Source organism: Pseudomonas sp. K8 (genome assembly GCF_014889455.1).
GTDB lineage: Bacteria > Pseudomonadota > Gammaproteobacteria > Pseudomonadales > Pseudomonadaceae > Aquipseudomonas > Aquipseudomonas veronii.
In genome coordinates this window covers 1-14870 of sequence record NZ_VJWO01000084.1, presented here as the reverse complement: position 1 = coordinate 14870, position 14870 = coordinate 1, and the positions used below count along the sequence as shown (strand labels likewise).

Sequence of the window (14870 nt, the reverse complement as noted above, 5' to 3'; positions counted from 1 at the left end):
CACTTCCACATATTTCGCCTGCCTGCACTGCTCCTCCCTCCCCGTGGAACAGGCTTCCTTGATCTCCAGCCCAGTGGACGCAGCGCTCAAAGCAATCCCCAACGGCGTCCCAGCCTTGAGCACTTTCGCCACCCTGGAAATCCGCGCAATCCTCTCGGCATACTGGCTGATCTCCCCGGTATGCAAATAACTCTTGGTGGAAATACCGAGCATTTTCTTGATCGAGCCTTCATTACGCAAACCCGTGCCGTAACGGGCGAACCCGCGCAATTGTGCTTCCAGTTTTTTGAACAGGGTTTGGCGACGCGCCAAAAACTCCTCCCGCGCTGCGCCACCGCCTCGGCGCAACGCCTGTTTATGCAGGGCATCGATTTCTTCCAGGGTTTTGACGATCGCCTTCAAGTGGTGATTCCACGCATCTCCCGCCGTGCCGATACCGAGCGACGTGTAGCCGAGCAGTTTCTGCAACAAATCGTAGTTTTGCAGGGCAAAGGCGTCGCCCCCTTCGGCCATCACGCTATGTCGGATACGCCAGGCGGATTGCATCAGCAGATGCTCTTCCGGCTTGCACAACGCCGTGGAGTCATCACCGATGATGACCAACTGCCCCGGCAACACCACAACGTTCCGGATATGGGTATTGAGCATGTCGAACTTAGCTTCGGCGTGCTGGCTCAAGCGCAATCTTGCCTTGAGTTCAACTGAGGTTTGTTGCCAATCATTAATGAACGCATAGGGCTGAGACATTAAAAACCTCTCAGCCGCAGTGGGCGAAGGGAGCCGGTTGATGTGGGCGTATTGCTTGCCATACGTGCATTCCTGATTGAATGAAGATGGCGTCGTAATCTAATTAACGGCTCAAGCGCTGTCGCGGATTTAGCCGGTGAATTCGCGCATCGTCGATCAACTTTGGAAATGGACTTCTCCTCGTCTACCAATAGCTGTCAGACACTTCCTAATAGCTATTCCAATGGAATAATTTCGTTAACCAATATGACTGCGGCAACGCAAATGACGCGAAACGTCACTAGTACCAGATAATGTAAAGAGTCTCTTTGGTTGGTCGCATCCAGCCAGTTTTTTACCCCGTACTCCATTCGATCACGGGGCTTTTTTGGCTCAGCAACTTAAGAAAAACATTCCTACTGAGCACTATTTCATTTACGCAGCCAAAAAACGACGCCGCACATAAAGACAACGACGATGACGAAATAGATACCACGAAACAAGTTTTTCAGGCTGCGAGGAAACTCCTGGACTTGCTGCCAGTCAATGACACCGCGTTTCAAGTTCCGTTTTGGCAGCAATACTGCTACTGCGACCGCACCGAATCGCATCATTCTCCCTCGCGGTGAGTTGTCCCAAAACTGGGCGTGAAACACAACGAAACTGCATTTATTCAGAAGGCGCTCCATGTAGTCGAGACGTCGGCAGGCCAGAAAAACGCCTATTAGTACAACGATATTGATAGAGAGTATTAACGCCACCAGAAACCAAAACATAACGCGAGAATTTAAGAAATAGTCAATACCTAACACTATTTGCAAAGCCAAAAATAGGTACCAAAGACAAAGAAAACCACACCAACGAAGAGCATTCCCCTGAACAGGTTTTTAAGGCCACGAGGAAATTCCTGAACTTGCTGCCAGTCAATAACGCCGCGCTTCAAATTCCTCTTTGGCTGTAGTACTGCCACTGTAATTGCAGACAGCCGCATCATTCTTCCTCGCGCAGAGTTGTCCCAAAACCGGGAGTGAAATACGACGAGACTGCATTTATTCAAAAGCCGCTCCATATATTCCAGCCGTCGATAGGCCAGGAAAACACCTATGAGTACGACAACGACGACCGAAACACACAAGGCTAATTCAATCCAAAAAATGATGAGCGGATTTAGGAAGTTGTCAATATTCATAGAGTTTTTCACCCACCATTTCCCCACCTCTGCTACCAATCGCACCTCCTACAACCCCCCCAGCCGCGCCACCGATTAATAGACAAGCCAGTGAGCCTGGACCGGTTGTTGGTATCAATACGGCAAGACACAAACTTGATCCTATATAACCTCCTAGAGCGCCTCCTCCAACCCCCATCGTGAACTTCCCCACCTCCACATACTTAGCCTTCGTACACTGCTCTTCCCTCCCCGTGGAACAGGCTTCCTTGATCTCCAGCCCAGTGGACGCAGCGCTCAAAGCAATCCCCAACGGCGTCCCAGCCTTGAGCACTTTCGCCACCCTGGAAATCCGCGAAATCCTCTCGGCATATCGACTGATCTCCCCGGTATGCAGATAACTCTTGGTGGAAATACCGAGCATTTTCTTGATCGAGCCTTCATTACGCAAACCCGTGCCGTAACGGGCAAACCCGCGCAATTGTGCTTCCAGTTTTTTGAACAGGGTTTGGCGACGCGCCAAAAACTCATCCCGCGCGGCGCCACCGCCTCGGCGCAACGCCTGTTTATGCAGGGCATCGATTTCTTCCAGGGTTTTGACGATCGCCTTCAAGTGGTGATTCCACGCATCTCCCGCCGTGCCTATACCGAGCGACGTGTAGCCGAGCAGTTTCTGCAACAAATCGTAGTTTTGCAGGGCAAAGGCATCTCCCCCTTCGGCCATCACGCTATGGCGGATACGCCAGGCGGATTGCATCAGCAGATGCTCTTCCGGCTTGCACAACGCCGTGGAGTCATCACCGATGATGACCAACTGCCCCGGCAGCACCACAACGTTCCGGATATGGGTATTGAGCCTGTCGAACTTGGCTTCGGCGTGCTGGCTCAAGCGCAATCTTGCCTTGAGTTCAACTGAGGTTTGTTGCCAATCATTGATAAACGCGTAGGGCTGAGACATTAAAAACCTCTCAGCCGCAGTGGGCGAAGGGAACCGGTTGATGTGAGCCTGTTGCTTGCCATGCATGCATTCCTGATTGAATGAAGATGGCGTCGTAATCTAATTAACGGCCCAAGCGTTGTCGCGGATTTAGCCGGTGGATTTGCACGCGGTAGATCAATTTGGGAAATGGACTACCCCTCGCAAGCTAATCGCTGTCAGACACTTCCCAACATCTACTCCAACAGACTGTTTTCATTAAATAACATGGCCACAGTAATGCAACGGACACGAAGGCCATCAGCGTCTTGTGATGTAAAAATCTCCTTGGATTGGTCGCCTCCAGCCAATTCTTTGCCCTACGGCCCATTCGGTCACGGCACTTTTTTAAAGTAGGTACAAGAGTGGCCCGATATAAAAGCATACGTTTCGACTAATGGAGGATTTCACTATGGCCGTTTTATTGACTGCGGAACAAATGAGGTACGCCAAAGCGTCTAACCCGTTCCAGATAAAGAACCCGGAACAAGTTGTCAATACATTCACGATAACGGAAGAATCAAAAGCTTCGGACACGTTGAAGCTTCGAAAACAAGAGTCGATTGATGATCTTAAAGCATTTTTGAAAGACTACGACATGACATCGATCACCACCAACGAACTAAAAAAGTCGGCAGACGGCTTTATGAAAACGACGTAATTGATGGCGAGGCGTTTCATATGTTCATATCTGGCCTGGGTGCTTTTGATGCCAACGGCCAGCAAGCTGAAACTGACGTAAAATACAATACAATCGCCTTATTTAACGAAAAATTAGAAGATTACCCTTCGTTTCTTGAAAGCCATCCCAACGTGAAGCGGTCACAAGGCTTCCCCGAATATGTTCAAGGCATGTTCGCTGCCAATCATGCAATCAATGCACTGGCATTTTTTGTTAATTCTTCCCGCAGTGATCTCTCGATAGAGGAGCGTGCCTGAGTTTGGCTCTTTATCCCGTACACCCACTCCATCACAGGCGATTTGTCTCGTTCAAAATCAAACTACGATAATGCCCCGGATTCGACCCGACCCATTTACGAAACGCCTTGTAGAACGAACTGGCATCGGCAAATCCCAATCGCGTGGCAATTTCGGCAAAGCTGATCTGCGGTTCGGCCAGCCAGACAATCGCCAACTCTTTGCGCACGCTGTCCTTGAGCCCCTGATACGTTTGCCCCTCTTCCGCCAAGCGGCGGCGCAGGGTCGAGGCGGAGATGCACAGGTTGGCGGCCAGGCCGTCGGTTTCCGGCCAGATGTCGGGCGGCATCTGGCGCAGGTCGTGCTTGATGCGCGTGGCCAGGCTGTCGGGGTCGCGGTATTTGACCAGGATATTGGCCGGTGCGTGGCCAAGGAAACGCTTGAGTTCTTCGGCGCTGCGCTTGATCGGTAGGTCGAGGCAATCGGCGGAGAAGATCATGCGCGTGCGCGGCCGGTCGAAACGCAGGTTGTCGGAGAACATCACCCGGTAATCGTCACAAAAATCCGGTTGTGGACAGCGCAGTTCGATGGCCAGGATCGGTATACGCCGCCCCGCGAGCCAACAGGCGACGCCGTGGACGATCATCCAATAAGTGAAATAGCTGAACGCCCGGCGCGGCTCGGGCTCGGTTTCGAGCAGCACGATTTCCGCCAGGCTTTGCTGGCGCACCAATTGGGCAGGCAGATGCTCGAGCATCAATGACAGGAACGCTAAGCCGGTTTCCAGCCCGGCCGCCACCGTCGGTTGAGCCATGGCCACGCGGCACAGAAACGCCAGGCTGCCGGACTTGAGCGGGCGCGGGTCCATGCCAAAAAACTCATCGTCCAGGCGCCGCGCCAGCAGGCGCCACAACCGAGCGTAGGTCGTGGCCGAGACACGTGCACCAGGCTGCAACAGCAGCTCGGGAGCAATGCCCGCCTTGCTCAAGGCCTCAACGCTCGCTGCCTCCGACGCGCAGCTCTGCAACAGGGCTTCGCGCACAAGATGGATGGAGATGGTGTCTTTTTCCGACATGGGTGTGGGGCAATCCAACGGCACAAAAGGTGGGGTGCATCATAAGGGCGCTTGAGCTTTGCCACCACCGTTCAGCCGCCGTTCAGTAAAGGTCAATGTTTCTTGTTTGGCAATGAGTATCATTATGTTACAACTTAGCTTCCTATCCAGTTTCCCTGCGGTGTCGAATGCTTGTTCCCTTTCTCATCATGTTGCGCGAAGGCATTGAAGCCGCATTGATCGTTGGCATCATCGCCAGTTACTTGCAACAGACCGGCCGTGGCCAGTGGATGCCCGCCGTGTGGGTCGGTGTCTTCCTCGCCGCGGCCCTGGCCTTGCTGGTCGGTGGTGGCCTGGAACTGATGAGTGCCGAATTTCCGCAAAAGCAGCAGGAATTGTTCGAAGGCGTGGTCGGCCTGGTCGCCGTGGGCATTCTCAGTTCCATGGTGTTCTGGATGCGCAAGGTTGCACGCTCGATCAAACATTCGCTGCACCAATCCCTCGACCATGCCCTGGCCGGCTCGCGCCACCAAGTCACCGCACTGATCCTGATGGTGTTTTTCGCCGTGGCCCGTGAAGGCCTGGAAACCGTGTTTTTCTTGTTGGCGGTGTTCCAGCAGAGTGAAGGCCCCGGCGCACCGCTGGGTGCCCTGCTCGGCCTGGTGCTGGCGATCATCGTCGGGTTCCTGATTTACAGCGGCAGCATGCGCCTGAACCTCGGCGCGTTTTTCCGCTGGACTGGCCTGTTCATCCTGGTGGTGGCCGCCGGCATCCTCGCCAACTCCGTGCAGGCCCTGCATGAAGCCGGCGTGTGGAACCACCTGCAAAGCGTGCTGTTCGATGTCAGCGCGACGTTGCCGATGGATGGCCCGGTGGGCTCGGTACTCGCCGGGATGTTCGGCTATCAGGATGCGCCGACCGTCAGCACGCTGGGGGCCTACCTGATCTACCTGGTGGTGGCCCTGGCGATGTTCTTCCTGCCCGCGGCACCCGCCAAGCCGGTCGCCGCGCCCTCTTCCGTTTCTCACCCGTAAGGACCGTCTCTTGTCCAACCCAACTCCTCAACCGGCCTCGCCGCCACGCGCCCTGCGCTGGGCGGTGGCCGGCTCGGCGGTCGTGATGATCGCCGCCGGCGGCCTGTTCTACTATGCCTCGCAGCTGGCAGCGACCAAGCGCCAGACCCACCAAGATGAAACCGTCGTGACCATTCACGGCCACGCCTGCGAACCCAACGCACTGACCGTTGCGGCCGGGCGCGCGAGTTTTCGCATCATCAACCGCTCCGACCGCGCGGTGGAATGGGAGATCCTCGACGGCGTGCTGGTGGTCGAAGAACGCGAAAATATCGCGCCGGGCCTGAGCCAGGTGATCAATGCCAATCTGTTGCCCGGCGACTATGCAATTACCTGCGGCCTGTTAAGCAACCCGCGCGGCACCTTGCACGTAACGCCGACGGCGGCATCCGACGCCCAAGCCAAGGCCAAGCCGTCGATGGTGGCGTTTATCGGGCCGTTGTCGGAATTCCGTGTGTACCTGAGCAGCCAGGCCAGCGCTCTGATCAAGGCCACGACCGCCTTGCAACAAGCGATCGACGCCGGTGACCTGGCCCAGGCTCAGGCGCTGTATGTGCCGGCCCGCGAGGCTTATCAGCGTCTCGCCGCGGCGTCGCAACGCCTGGCGCAACTGGATAACGCGATCAACGCCCGCGCCGATTATTTCGAAAAACGCGAGCAGGACCCAGCCTTCAGCGGCTTCCACCGCCTCGAATACGGCCTGTTCCAGCAACGCAGCCTCGATGGCCTGGCCCCGCTGGCGCAGCGCCTGGTGAGCGACGTCGGCACCCTCAAGCAACAGTTGCTGGCGCAGTCGCTGCCACCGGAACAACTGGTGAGCATCGTGGTGCGCAACCTCAATAGCCTGGCCGACGTGCGCGCCGTCAGTGGCGAAGAGGAGCGCTACAGCCATATCGACCTGAACGGTTTCGCCGCCAACCTGGATGCCGCGCGCAAGGTGGTGGACCTGATGCGTCCGCTGCTGAGCAAGTCCGCCGCCGACCTGTTGCCGAACATCGACACGGCCCTCGCCGCGTTCGAGACGGCGCTCGATGGTTTGAAAGTCGACGGCCAATTCAGCCGCTACGACCGTGTTACCGCCGATCAGCGCAAGCAGATCGCCGACAAGGCCAAGGTACTGGCCGCCGCACTCGATGGAATCGACCCCGCCCTTGGCCTCTCCGGCCTACAGTGAAGACGACCGCATACATGAGTGATTTACCACCGTTAGACCTTCAACGCCGTCGCGTCCTGCTGGGCATGGCCGCCACCGGTGCCGCGCTTGCCGGCAGCACCTTGAGCTGCCCGGCCATGGCTGCTGCCGCCGAGCAAGTGACCACCGCCCCGCGTAGCGACAAGACCCAGGACCATCACGATTTTTTCGGCAAGCACCAAAGCGGCATCGTCACCCCGCGCCCGGCCTGCGGCATGCTGGTGGCCTTCGATGTCCTGGCTGCTGATCGCGACGACTTGGAGCGGCTGTTCCGCACCCTCAACGAGCGCATCAGTTTCCTGATGACCGGCGGCAGCGTGCCGCAGGTCGACCCGAAACTGCCGCCCACCGATTCGGGCATCCTCGGCCCGGTGGTTACGCCGGATAACCTGACCATCACCGTATCGGTCGGCGAATCGCTGTTCGATGAGCGTTTCGGCCTCAGCGCAGCCAAACCCAAGCGCCTGATCCGCATGGTCGGTTTCCCCAACGATGCGTTGGAAGCGGCGCAGTGCCACGGCGACCTGAGCCTGCAATTTTGCTCCAACACTCCGGATACCAATATCCACGCCCTGCGCGACATCGTGAAAAACCTGCCCGACCTGCTGCTGGTGCGCTGGAAGCAGGAAGGCAGCGTGCCGCCGCAGGCGCCCGCCCGCCCCGGCGAGCCTGCGCAGAGTGCGCGCAACTTCCTGGGCTTTCGTGACGGTTCGGCCAACCCGAATTCCAACGATGCCAAGACCATGGACCAAGTGGTCTGGGTGCAGCCCGGCAGTGACGAACCGGCCTGGGCGGCCAATGGCAGCTACCAGGCGGTGCGGATCATTCGCAATTTTGTCGAGCGTTGGGACCGCACGCCGCTGCAGGAACAGGAAAGCATCATCGGCCGCATCAAGCCCACCGGCGCGCCCATGGGTGGTCAGCACGAAGCCCAAGTGCCCGATTACAGCAAAGACCCGCAAGGCAAGCTGACCAAGCTCGATGCCCATATCCGCCTGGCCAACCCGCGCACCCCGCAGACCCAGGCCAACCTGATCCTGCGCCGACCGTTCAACTACTCCAACGGCGTCAACAAAAACGGTCAGCTGGACATGGGGCTGCTGTTCATCTGCTACCAGGCCGACCTGGAAAAAGGTTTTATCAGCGTACAAACCCGGCTCAACGGCGAGCCCCTGGAGGAGTACCTCAAGCCAGTCGGCGGCGGGTATTTCTTCACCTTGCCGGGGGCAACGGGACCGAAGGATTTCATCGGGCGCACGCTACTTGCTGCAACGCACGTTCAACCTCCTGCCAACACTTAAAGCGGAAACCGTCCCATGAACAAGTCGACTCTCGCGCTGTCGCTGTTAATCACCCTCTCACCCCTGGCGGCCTTCGCCGCCACGGCGCCGCTGGACCTGGTAGGCCCGGTGTCGGACTACAAGATCTACGTCACCGAACAAATCGCTGAGCTGGCGACCCAGACCCAGGCGTTCACCGACGCGGTGAAAAAAGGCGACCTGGCCACCGCCAAGCAGCTGTATGCGCCGACCCGCGTGCATTATGAGGCCATCGAACCGATCGCCGAGCTGTTCAGCGACCTCGACGCGGCCATCGACTCGCGGGTCGACGACCACGAAAAAGGCGTGAAGGCCGACGACTTCACCGGCTTTCACCGTATCGAGTACAGCCTGTTCGCCGAAAACACCACCCACGGCCTCGACGCCTTGGCCGACGGCCTGAACAACAACGTCAAGGACCTGCAGACGCGCGTGGCCGGCCTGACCTTCCCGCCGGAAAAAGTCGTGGGCGGCGCCGCAGCCCTGCTCGAAGAAGTCGCCGCCACCAAGATCTCCGGCGAGGAAGACCGCTACAGCCACACCGACCTGTATGACTTCCAGGGCAACATCGACGGCGCGAAGAAAATCGTCGACCTGTTCCGCGGCCAGATCGAGAAACAGGACACGGCCTTCCTGGCCAAGGTCGACAAGAACTTCGCCAGCGTGGACACGATCCTGGCCAAGTACAAGACGGCGGACGGCGGTTTCCAGACCTACGACAAGGTCAAGGAAAACGACCGCAAAGCCTTGGTCGGCCCGGTCAATACCCTGGCTGAAGACCTGTCGACCCTGCGCGGCAAACTGGGTTTGAACTGAGCCCTCTAGGCCTCGCTCAACGGTCGGTACCCTTCCAACGGCGTACCGACCGGCAAGCCGCTTTCAGGATTGGCCGCATACCAATGCGCGCCCATCTGCACCGCTCGAATGGGCACGCCTTGATGGTGCCCATTGTGCGTTGCCACCGCGCGATCTATTGCCGCGTGTACGCCGAAGAATGTGCGCAACTTTTCCTGCGCCGCGAGCATGTTCGCGAACGCCGACACGTTGGGCGCGCTGTTCAACGCGCGAGGCAAGGCGAGCACGCCTTTGGCACTGTTGACCAACAGATCGGCAGCGCCATCTACCGGATTCAAAAACGCGCTGACCACGCTCACGCCCTTTTCCAGCACGCGGAATGCCTTGGCGCCAAAAGGCGCGACAACCTTGGTGGATTTGACCAACGAGCGCACCGCCGTTCCCGCGCCACCTAGAAACGCACCGGCCGTATCGATCAACAAGCCCCGCGTACCCTCGATGATATTGCCCTTGGCCAGGTCCACGATGGCCCCGACAAACGGAATCATGCTCAGCAAAATACTGTCGTTGCGTTGCGACACTTCTCGTTGTTGCTCAAGGGGTAATTGGCCCTGGGCGTACTTGAGCACACTGTCGCGGTGATGAATGAAATTGCCCTGCATGATCCGGTCGACAATCGCTTGGCTGCGGGGCGATGCAAAGCTGTTGGGCACCGCCGCGCTCACGCGGCCATCCGCAGCCGCGGGAGCGGCCGGCAAGGTATCACCGAGCTTATCGATAATGATGCCGGCGGACGAAACGTCCGATCGCGGCAAGGCATCGGAGGTGTAGGCGGTGAAGTCGAACGGCTCCACTGCGCCGTTCTGCAACAGGACCGTCGAGGGCGCCCAACGTCCGTAGGTGCGCTGCGTCTCTTCGAGGGTGCCGCCCAGCACCAGTTGCTCGGGTAAGTCCGTGCGCTTAACGATCATCATCTTGGCCGGGAACACTTCAAAGTAGCTGATCTCCCCGTTGTAGTCACAGCGGATCAGCGTGCCTTTGCGCCCTCGTCGCGCTTCGACTTGCGCGGATGTCTGGTCCAGCGTGGGCACCCCGTCGATCTGTTCGCGCAGGGTAAATAGCTCGACGGCGCCATACTCCAGGGCCTGGCGATCAGCCAGGGGCAAGTTGGCGATCATGCGCTTGGTGGTAATGCCCAAGCCTTGCTTGAGGCTCGCCAGGTAGCCGTCGACTTCGCTCACCACTTGCCCCGGCAGGCTGGGCAAACGCTTGATCCTGGCATTCAGGGCGCGCACGTTTTTGACGATGGCAGCTTGTTCGGTGCGACTTGGGCGTGCGTTTGAAAAGGGCGTTCTTGCAGCGCCAGTGGCGCCGGGAGTGTCAGCCTCCAGCAGCATCCAGCGGTCCCTGACCAGGTCGCCGGTCATATAGGTCTCGATCAGCGAACGGATCTTGGGTTCCGAGACCTTCATGTTGCGGCGCTCGTCCGGGTCCGCAACGTAGACCTGCAACGCTTGCAACTGGGGCCCGCTGAGTTCCGGGAACACCTTCTGCAGGTTCGCGACCGCCTGGTCCCGGCGTGTCGGCAGCGGCGTCTTGAACGCCATCAGGGCCTGCAGGAGTTGCTCGCGCTGGGCCTGAAAGGCTTCACTGGCCTGCTGGTAGTGCTGCGGTGAATAGCGACCGTCGGCGGTCTTGGCGTAAACCCCTTGCATCATGCCCCAGTCCAGCAACACGTCGACGCCGTGGTTATCCAGCACTGCCGCCTCGTCCGCAGTGCGTGCATCCAGTCGGGCAAGCGCCATGATTTCCGGGTAACTCATCGCCCGCGAGCTGCCCGCGCCGCCTTGACGTTCGGCAAAGGTCACGCCCAGGCGCAGATCCGCCCATTCCGCAGACCCCATGCGCAGCGTGGAAGGAACATCCCGAATCAGAAACTCAGGGGCGGCAGCGGCCAGAAACAGGTGGGCCAACAGGGGCGCGACCTTGGGGTCCAGTGAGGTTTTTTTCCACAGGTGCGTTTCGATATCCGTGCGTACCGAGGCCAGCGTTCGCCCATTGTTGGCAGGTTGGTAGATGTCATAGCCGGCAATGGTCCCGGGGCGTCCCGGGGCGTCGGGGTCGATTTGCAGCATGATGGCCGCCAGCACCCACTGCTTGGCTTCGAGCGTCGAGAGTTGATCGCTGCCGGACGCGCCCTGGAACTGGCGATTGCGCGCCACGGCCCTGCCCCAGTTCAACGCCACGGGGCTGTTCAGGACCTGCTCGAGGAAGCGATCAGCGTCGGCGCGCAAGGTGCCTGCGCTGTTGAGAGCAAGCACCCCGCGGATATCCAGGACACGCAGCAGGTTCACCGCAGGCTTGTTGCCAGGAGTATCGTCATCGCTCAACTCCGCCACGAAGCGTTTGTCGGCGTCGGACAAGACGCCAGGGGCCCACTGACGCGCGATCAACTGCGTATAGTCCCCCAGCGCCGGCGCTGGCGGCAGCGCAGCGTCGAGCCAGCGCAGGATATTGCGCACCTCCCGCGCCGTCTTCGGCACCGACAACCCATGGGACGCCAGCACCTCGCTGACCGCTGCCTGCTCGGCGCCGTCAATCGCCAGCGACGAGGTGCGGCTGATCGGCGTTTGCACGTCGGCCAGCAACACCTCGTCTTCATCGGAGAGGTGCCGCACGCGCTCACTCAAGGTGCCCGCCAGATGCACGCGCTCGTCCATCACGTCGATGACTTTTCTAGCCCTCAGGTTGCGCTGCTCCAGGCGCCCCTTGACCTCCGGCGACAAGGCAGACCAGTCCGCCGTCGAGAGTGCCTGGCGCACGGTTTGCAGTTCGTCGGCGGTGTGCGGCGGGTGAATACCATACCCCTGCAACACCGCGTTGCGAGACAAGCCTTCGCTCTCAGGATGCACATACGCAAGCCCGTTGCCGGCCACATCCAGGGCGGCAGCGGCGGCGCGCAGCCTGGCGCGGACCTGCCACCATCCCGAGGTGTCGTTCAAGGTGAAGGTCTTTTGTGTCGCTACCCCACTGTCGACGACCCAACCGCTGACCGAGTCGGGTTTGACCACGACGGTATCCAGGGCCATCCCTTTGCTGACGACCCAGGCCCGCATCTCGGCGGTATTGAAGGCACTGCGCAGCGCCTCGAAGCCTGGACGAATCGTGGCGCCATGGGGAATCTGGACGCTCGAGTCCGCTAGCTGACGCAGGGCCGAGGTGCTCAACGCCGTGTGTAATTGATGATCGGCCTCCGCCGACGTGGCCGGCGCTGGCTGCAAGGTCCATGGCGGCGCCGCGCTGGCAGTTTCGGGCACCGCCGCGCGCCGGTTGCGCACCCGCGTGTCGGGGATCGGGCCGCCAATTGGCGCGGACGTGACTGTCAGCGCCAGCGGAATTGGCGAACGGGCATGAAGGATTGGGGAGACGGGCGACATTTCTAGTTCCTCTCTACCAGTGAATGGCAAGAGTTCTTGTCCTTAAGAACTGTCGAGAGAAAACATACCCGCCTGGGCCAGCGATGCGTGTAGGCGAACTCTCAAGGCTTTGAAGGCAGCAAGAGAGTTCGTTGCACGATTGCCGTGTTACAGAATGCGATACAACAACCGCTCGATCCGCACGCGGCTGACGCGGCGCAGGAACTTGCCGACTGCCTGCGGGTAATCCACCAGGGTCTGCAACTGCTGATAACCTTCGATGCGCGTGGTGTGCTGGAAAATCTGCGCCAGCTCGGTGCGCCGGGGTTCCAGCCACTCGCTCTTGGGGTCATCGATCAGCAAGGCGTTTTCCAGGTCAAGGCGGAACGCGCGTGGGTTGAGGTTGTTGCCGGTCAGCAACGTATAACGCTGGTCGACCCACATGCCTTTGAGGTGGTAGGTGTTGTCGCCGTCGCGCCACAGGTGCAGGTTCAACTGGCCGCTGTCGATCATCGGCTGATGGCGCTTGGCAAAGCGGCGCAGGCTGATTTCGTAGAGGTACGGCAAGGCCGCGATCACCTTGAACGGCTCGCTGGGCGAAATGTAGAAGTCGTTGGCGGTCTTGTCGCCGACGATGATGTCGATCTTCACCCCGCGCGCCAGGGCGCGGTTGATTTCCCGGGTAACCGGCAGCGGCAGGTTGAAGTATGGCGTGCAAATGGTCAGTTGATGCTGGGCGCTGGCGATCAGTTCGAGGATCACCCGGCTCAGGGGGTTGTTCTTACCGACACCGAGCAAGGGGCTGACAGACAGGTGGCCGTTGGGCAACTGGCCGCTGGTGGTGTCGTAGGCCGCGTGCTTGAGGCGGCTGCGCAGGTCGCCGATATCGTTGCGCAGGCTGCGGGTCGTCGGCGGGTTGGGCAAGTCGAGGCGATGCACGGCCTTGGATGCCATCAGCCCGTGCTCCACCAGGTGTTGCATCGAATCCGCCAGCGCTGCGCTGTGGATCAGGTGGTAACGGTCGAAACGGTACTTGTCGAATTTGTGCAAATACACGTTGTTCAGGCTGGCGCCGCTGTACAGCACGCTGTCGTCGATCACAAAGCCCTTGAGGTGCAACACGCCGAACAGTTCGCGGGTCTGCACCGGCACGCCGTAGACCGGCACCTCGGTGGCATGGCTTTGGGTCATGGCCTGGTACCAGGCGCTGTTGCCCGGCTGTTTACCGGCGCCGATCAGCCCGCGCTGGGCGCGCAGCCAATCGACCAGCACCACGATGTCCAGCTCCGGGCGTGCGGCCTTGGCGGCGTGCAAGGCGTCGTAGATCTCCTGCCCCGCCTCGTCCTGCTGCAAGTACAGCGCGACGATATAGATGCGTTGGGTGGCCTGGGAAATTTTCTCCAGCAGGCAACGACGAAACGCCGCGGCGCCGGACAGCACCTCAATCGCCTCGGTGGAGAGTGGGAAACTGCGCAGTTTGGGCAACAGGGAACGTTTGAAGAACGACGGCATAAGGCTCGCAATGGGTCGAATCCGAAGAGGCCCAGAGCTTACACCATGGGGGTGCTCAGGTCTCGTGGCCAGTCAGTGAAAAACCTTGTTGCGAAAGAAGAACGATCGTTCTACTGTATGACACATGAACGATATTACCCGCGAAATTATCCTCGACGTCACCGAGAAGCTGATCTATCGCCACGGCATCGCCGCCACTGGCATGGACTTCCTGGTGAAAACCGCCGGCGTCTCCCGAAAGAGCATCTACCGCTATTTCGCCAATAAGGACGAACTGGTGATCGCGGCCCTGCAACGTCGCGACGCGCGCTGGATGCACTGGCTGCGGGCCGAGGTGGAACGCCGTGAAGACAGCGGCGAGCGCCTGCTCGCAGTGTTCGACGCGCTCAAGGCCTGGTTCGGTTCGGCGGACTTTCGCGGCTGCGCATTCATCAACACCAGCGGCGAAACCGGCGACCCGCAAGCCCCGGTACGCCTGCTGGCGAAGGCGCATAAACACAAACTCTTCGAGTACCTGCTCGAACTGTGTCAAGCCCATGGCACGCCCGAGCCGCAACGGCAAGCCGCGCAACTGCTGATCCTGATCGATGGCGCCATTACCGTGGCCCTGGTGACGGGCGACGCCAGCGCGGCGGATACGGCGCAATCCATGGCACGAACGCTATTGGGACTTTAAACCCACAGGCATCGCAACTTTCGATCAACCCTTATTGTTTTAAGG

At 59.5% G+C, this 14870-nt stretch carries 14 protein-coding genes; 7 read left to right on the top strand and 7 right to left on the bottom strand.

Features of this window, described 5'->3' with window-relative positions; all coding sequences use genetic code 11:
- From INT12_RS29640 to INT12_RS29625, 4 genes are all read right to left on the bottom strand, one after another.
- On the bottom strand, nt 1–747 hold a 747-nt coding region (locus INT12_RS29640), incomplete at its 3' end, for a hypothetical protein (RefSeq protein ID WP_193059142.1).
- A 410-nt stretch (nt 748–1157) separates the two neighbouring features.
- Nucleotides 1158–1340, bottom strand: a complete 183-nt coding sequence (locus INT12_RS31535; protein ID WP_226926358.1) for a hypothetical protein — start codon at nt 1338–1340, stop codon at nt 1158–1160.
- A gap of 197 nt (nt 1341–1537) precedes the next feature.
- The gene (locus INT12_RS29630) at nt 1538–1915 is read right to left on the bottom strand and encodes a hypothetical protein (RefSeq protein ID WP_193040856.1); all 378 of its coding nucleotides are present in this window, start codon (nt 1913–1915) and stop codon (nt 1538–1540) included.
- A complete protein-coding gene (locus tag INT12_RS29625) occupies nt 1905–2852 on the bottom strand; it encodes a hypothetical protein (protein ID WP_193059141.1) in 948 nt (315 codons plus the stop codon). Before INT12_RS29625 ends, INT12_RS29630 begins: the two co-directional genes overlap by 11 nt.
- 430 nt (nt 2853–3282) lie before the next feature.
- On the opposite strand from INT12_RS29625, the gene INT12_RS31530 reads away from it, so the two are divergent.
- Nucleotides 3283–3531 carry a hypothetical protein gene (locus INT12_RS31530; RefSeq protein ID WP_226926357.1) on the top strand — a complete coding sequence of 83 codons (249 nt, stop codon included), beginning with the start codon at nt 3283–3285 and terminating at the stop codon, nt 3529–3531.
- A 20-nt stretch (nt 3532–3551) separates the two neighbouring features.
- Nucleotides 3552–3809, top strand: coding sequence for a hypothetical protein (locus INT12_RS31525; protein ID WP_226926356.1), 258 nt, complete (start codon nt 3552–3554; stop codon nt 3807–3809).
- 31 nt (nt 3810–3840) lie between these two features.
- Here INT12_RS31525 and INT12_RS29615 read toward each other — a convergent pair whose 3' ends face one another.
- The gene (locus tag INT12_RS29615; RefSeq protein WP_193040854.1) at nt 3841–4863 is read right to left on the bottom strand and encodes an AraC family transcriptional regulator; all 1023 of its coding nucleotides are present in this window, start codon (nt 4861–4863) and stop codon (nt 3841–3843) included.
- 167 nt (nt 4864–5030) lie between these two features.
- Between INT12_RS29615 and efeU the strand changes: the two genes are divergently transcribed.
- From efeU to efeO (INT12_RS29595), 4 genes are read left to right on the top strand one after another with little or no spacing between them, the layout of a single operon-like run.
- Entirely contained in the window at nt 5031–5876 is an 846-nt protein-coding gene (gene efeU, locus INT12_RS29610) for an iron uptake transporter permease EfeU (RefSeq protein ID WP_017847276.1), read from the top strand.
- A gap of 10 nt (nt 5877–5886) precedes the next feature.
- Nucleotides 5887–7089 carry an iron uptake system protein EfeO gene (efeO, locus tag INT12_RS29605; protein ID WP_017847275.1) on the top strand — a complete coding sequence of 401 codons (1203 nt, stop codon included), beginning with the start codon at nt 5887–5889 and terminating at the stop codon, nt 7087–7089.
- 14 nt (nt 7090–7103) lie between these two features.
- Entirely contained in the window at nt 7104–8408 is a 1305-nt protein-coding gene (gene efeB, locus INT12_RS29600; RefSeq protein ID WP_046385265.1) for an iron uptake transporter deferrochelatase/peroxidase subunit, read from the top strand.
- Between the two features lie 15 nt (nt 8409–8423).
- On the top strand, nt 8424–9242 hold the full coding sequence (efeO, locus tag INT12_RS29595; RefSeq protein ID WP_017847273.1) for an iron uptake system protein EfeO: 819 nt from the start codon (nt 8424–8426) through the stop codon (nt 9240–9242).
- Between the two features lie 5 nt (nt 9243–9247).
- Here efeO (INT12_RS29595) and INT12_RS29590 read toward each other — a convergent pair whose 3' ends face one another.
- Nucleotides 9248–12658: a hypothetical protein gene (locus INT12_RS29590; protein WP_193040853.1), complete on the bottom strand. Its 3411-nt coding sequence runs from the start codon at nt 12656–12658 to the stop codon at nt 9248–9250.
- Between the two features lie 147 nt (nt 12659–12805).
- On the bottom strand, nt 12806–14149 hold the full coding sequence (gene pssA, locus INT12_RS29585) for a CDP-diacylglycerol--serine O-phosphatidyltransferase (RefSeq protein ID WP_193040852.1): 1344 nt from the start codon (nt 14147–14149) through the stop codon (nt 12806–12808).
- Nucleotides 14150–14273: 124 nt separating this feature from the next.
- On the opposite strand from pssA, the gene INT12_RS29580 reads away from it, so the two are divergent.
- On the top strand, nt 14274–14825 hold the full coding sequence (locus tag INT12_RS29580) for a TetR/AcrR family transcriptional regulator (RefSeq protein ID WP_193040851.1): 552 nt from the start codon (nt 14274–14276) through the stop codon (nt 14823–14825).
- Nucleotides 14826–14870 lie beyond the last annotated feature (45 nt).

Excerpts from the sequence above, each read along its gene's own strand:
- INT12_RS31535 (WP_226926358.1), bottom strand. The coding sequence starts at position 1,340 with ATGATGCGATTCGGTGCGGTCGCAGTAGCAGTATTGCTGCCAAAACGG.
- INT12_RS29630 (WP_193040856.1), bottom strand. The coding sequence starts at position 1,915 with ATGAATATTGACAACTTCCTAAATCCGCTCATCATTTTTTGGATTGAA.
- INT12_RS29625 (WP_193059141.1), bottom strand. The coding sequence starts at position 2,852 with ATGTCTCAGCCCTACGCGTTTATCAATGATTGGCAACAAACCTCAGTT.
- INT12_RS31530 (WP_226926357.1), top strand. The coding sequence starts at position 3,283 with ATGGCCGTTTTATTGACTGCGGAACAAATGAGGTACGCCAAAGCGTCT.
- INT12_RS31525 (WP_226926356.1), top strand. The coding sequence starts at position 3,552 with ATGTTCATATCTGGCCTGGGTGCTTTTGATGCCAACGGCCAGCAAGCT.
- INT12_RS29615 (WP_193040854.1), bottom strand. The coding sequence starts at position 4,863 with ATGTCGGAAAAAGACACCATCTCCATCCATCTTGTGCGCGAAGCCCTG.
- efeU (WP_017847276.1), top strand. The coding sequence starts at position 5,031 with ATGCTTGTTCCCTTTCTCATCATGTTGCGCGAAGGCATTGAAGCCGCA.
- efeB (WP_046385265.1), top strand. The coding sequence starts at position 7,104 with ATGAGTGATTTACCACCGTTAGACCTTCAACGCCGTCGCGTCCTGCTG.
- efeO (WP_017847273.1), top strand. The coding sequence starts at position 8,424 with ATGAACAAGTCGACTCTCGCGCTGTCGCTGTTAATCACCCTCTCACCC.
- INT12_RS29590 (WP_193040853.1), bottom strand. The coding sequence starts at position 12,658 with ATGTCGCCCGTCTCCCCAATCCTTCATGCCCGTTCGCCAATTCCGCTG.
- pssA (WP_193040852.1), bottom strand. The coding sequence starts at position 14,149 with ATGCCGTCGTTCTTCAAACGTTCCCTGTTGCCCAAACTGCGCAGTTTC.
- INT12_RS29580 (WP_193040851.1), top strand. The coding sequence starts at position 14,274 with ATGAACGATATTACCCGCGAAATTATCCTCGACGTCACCGAGAAGCTG.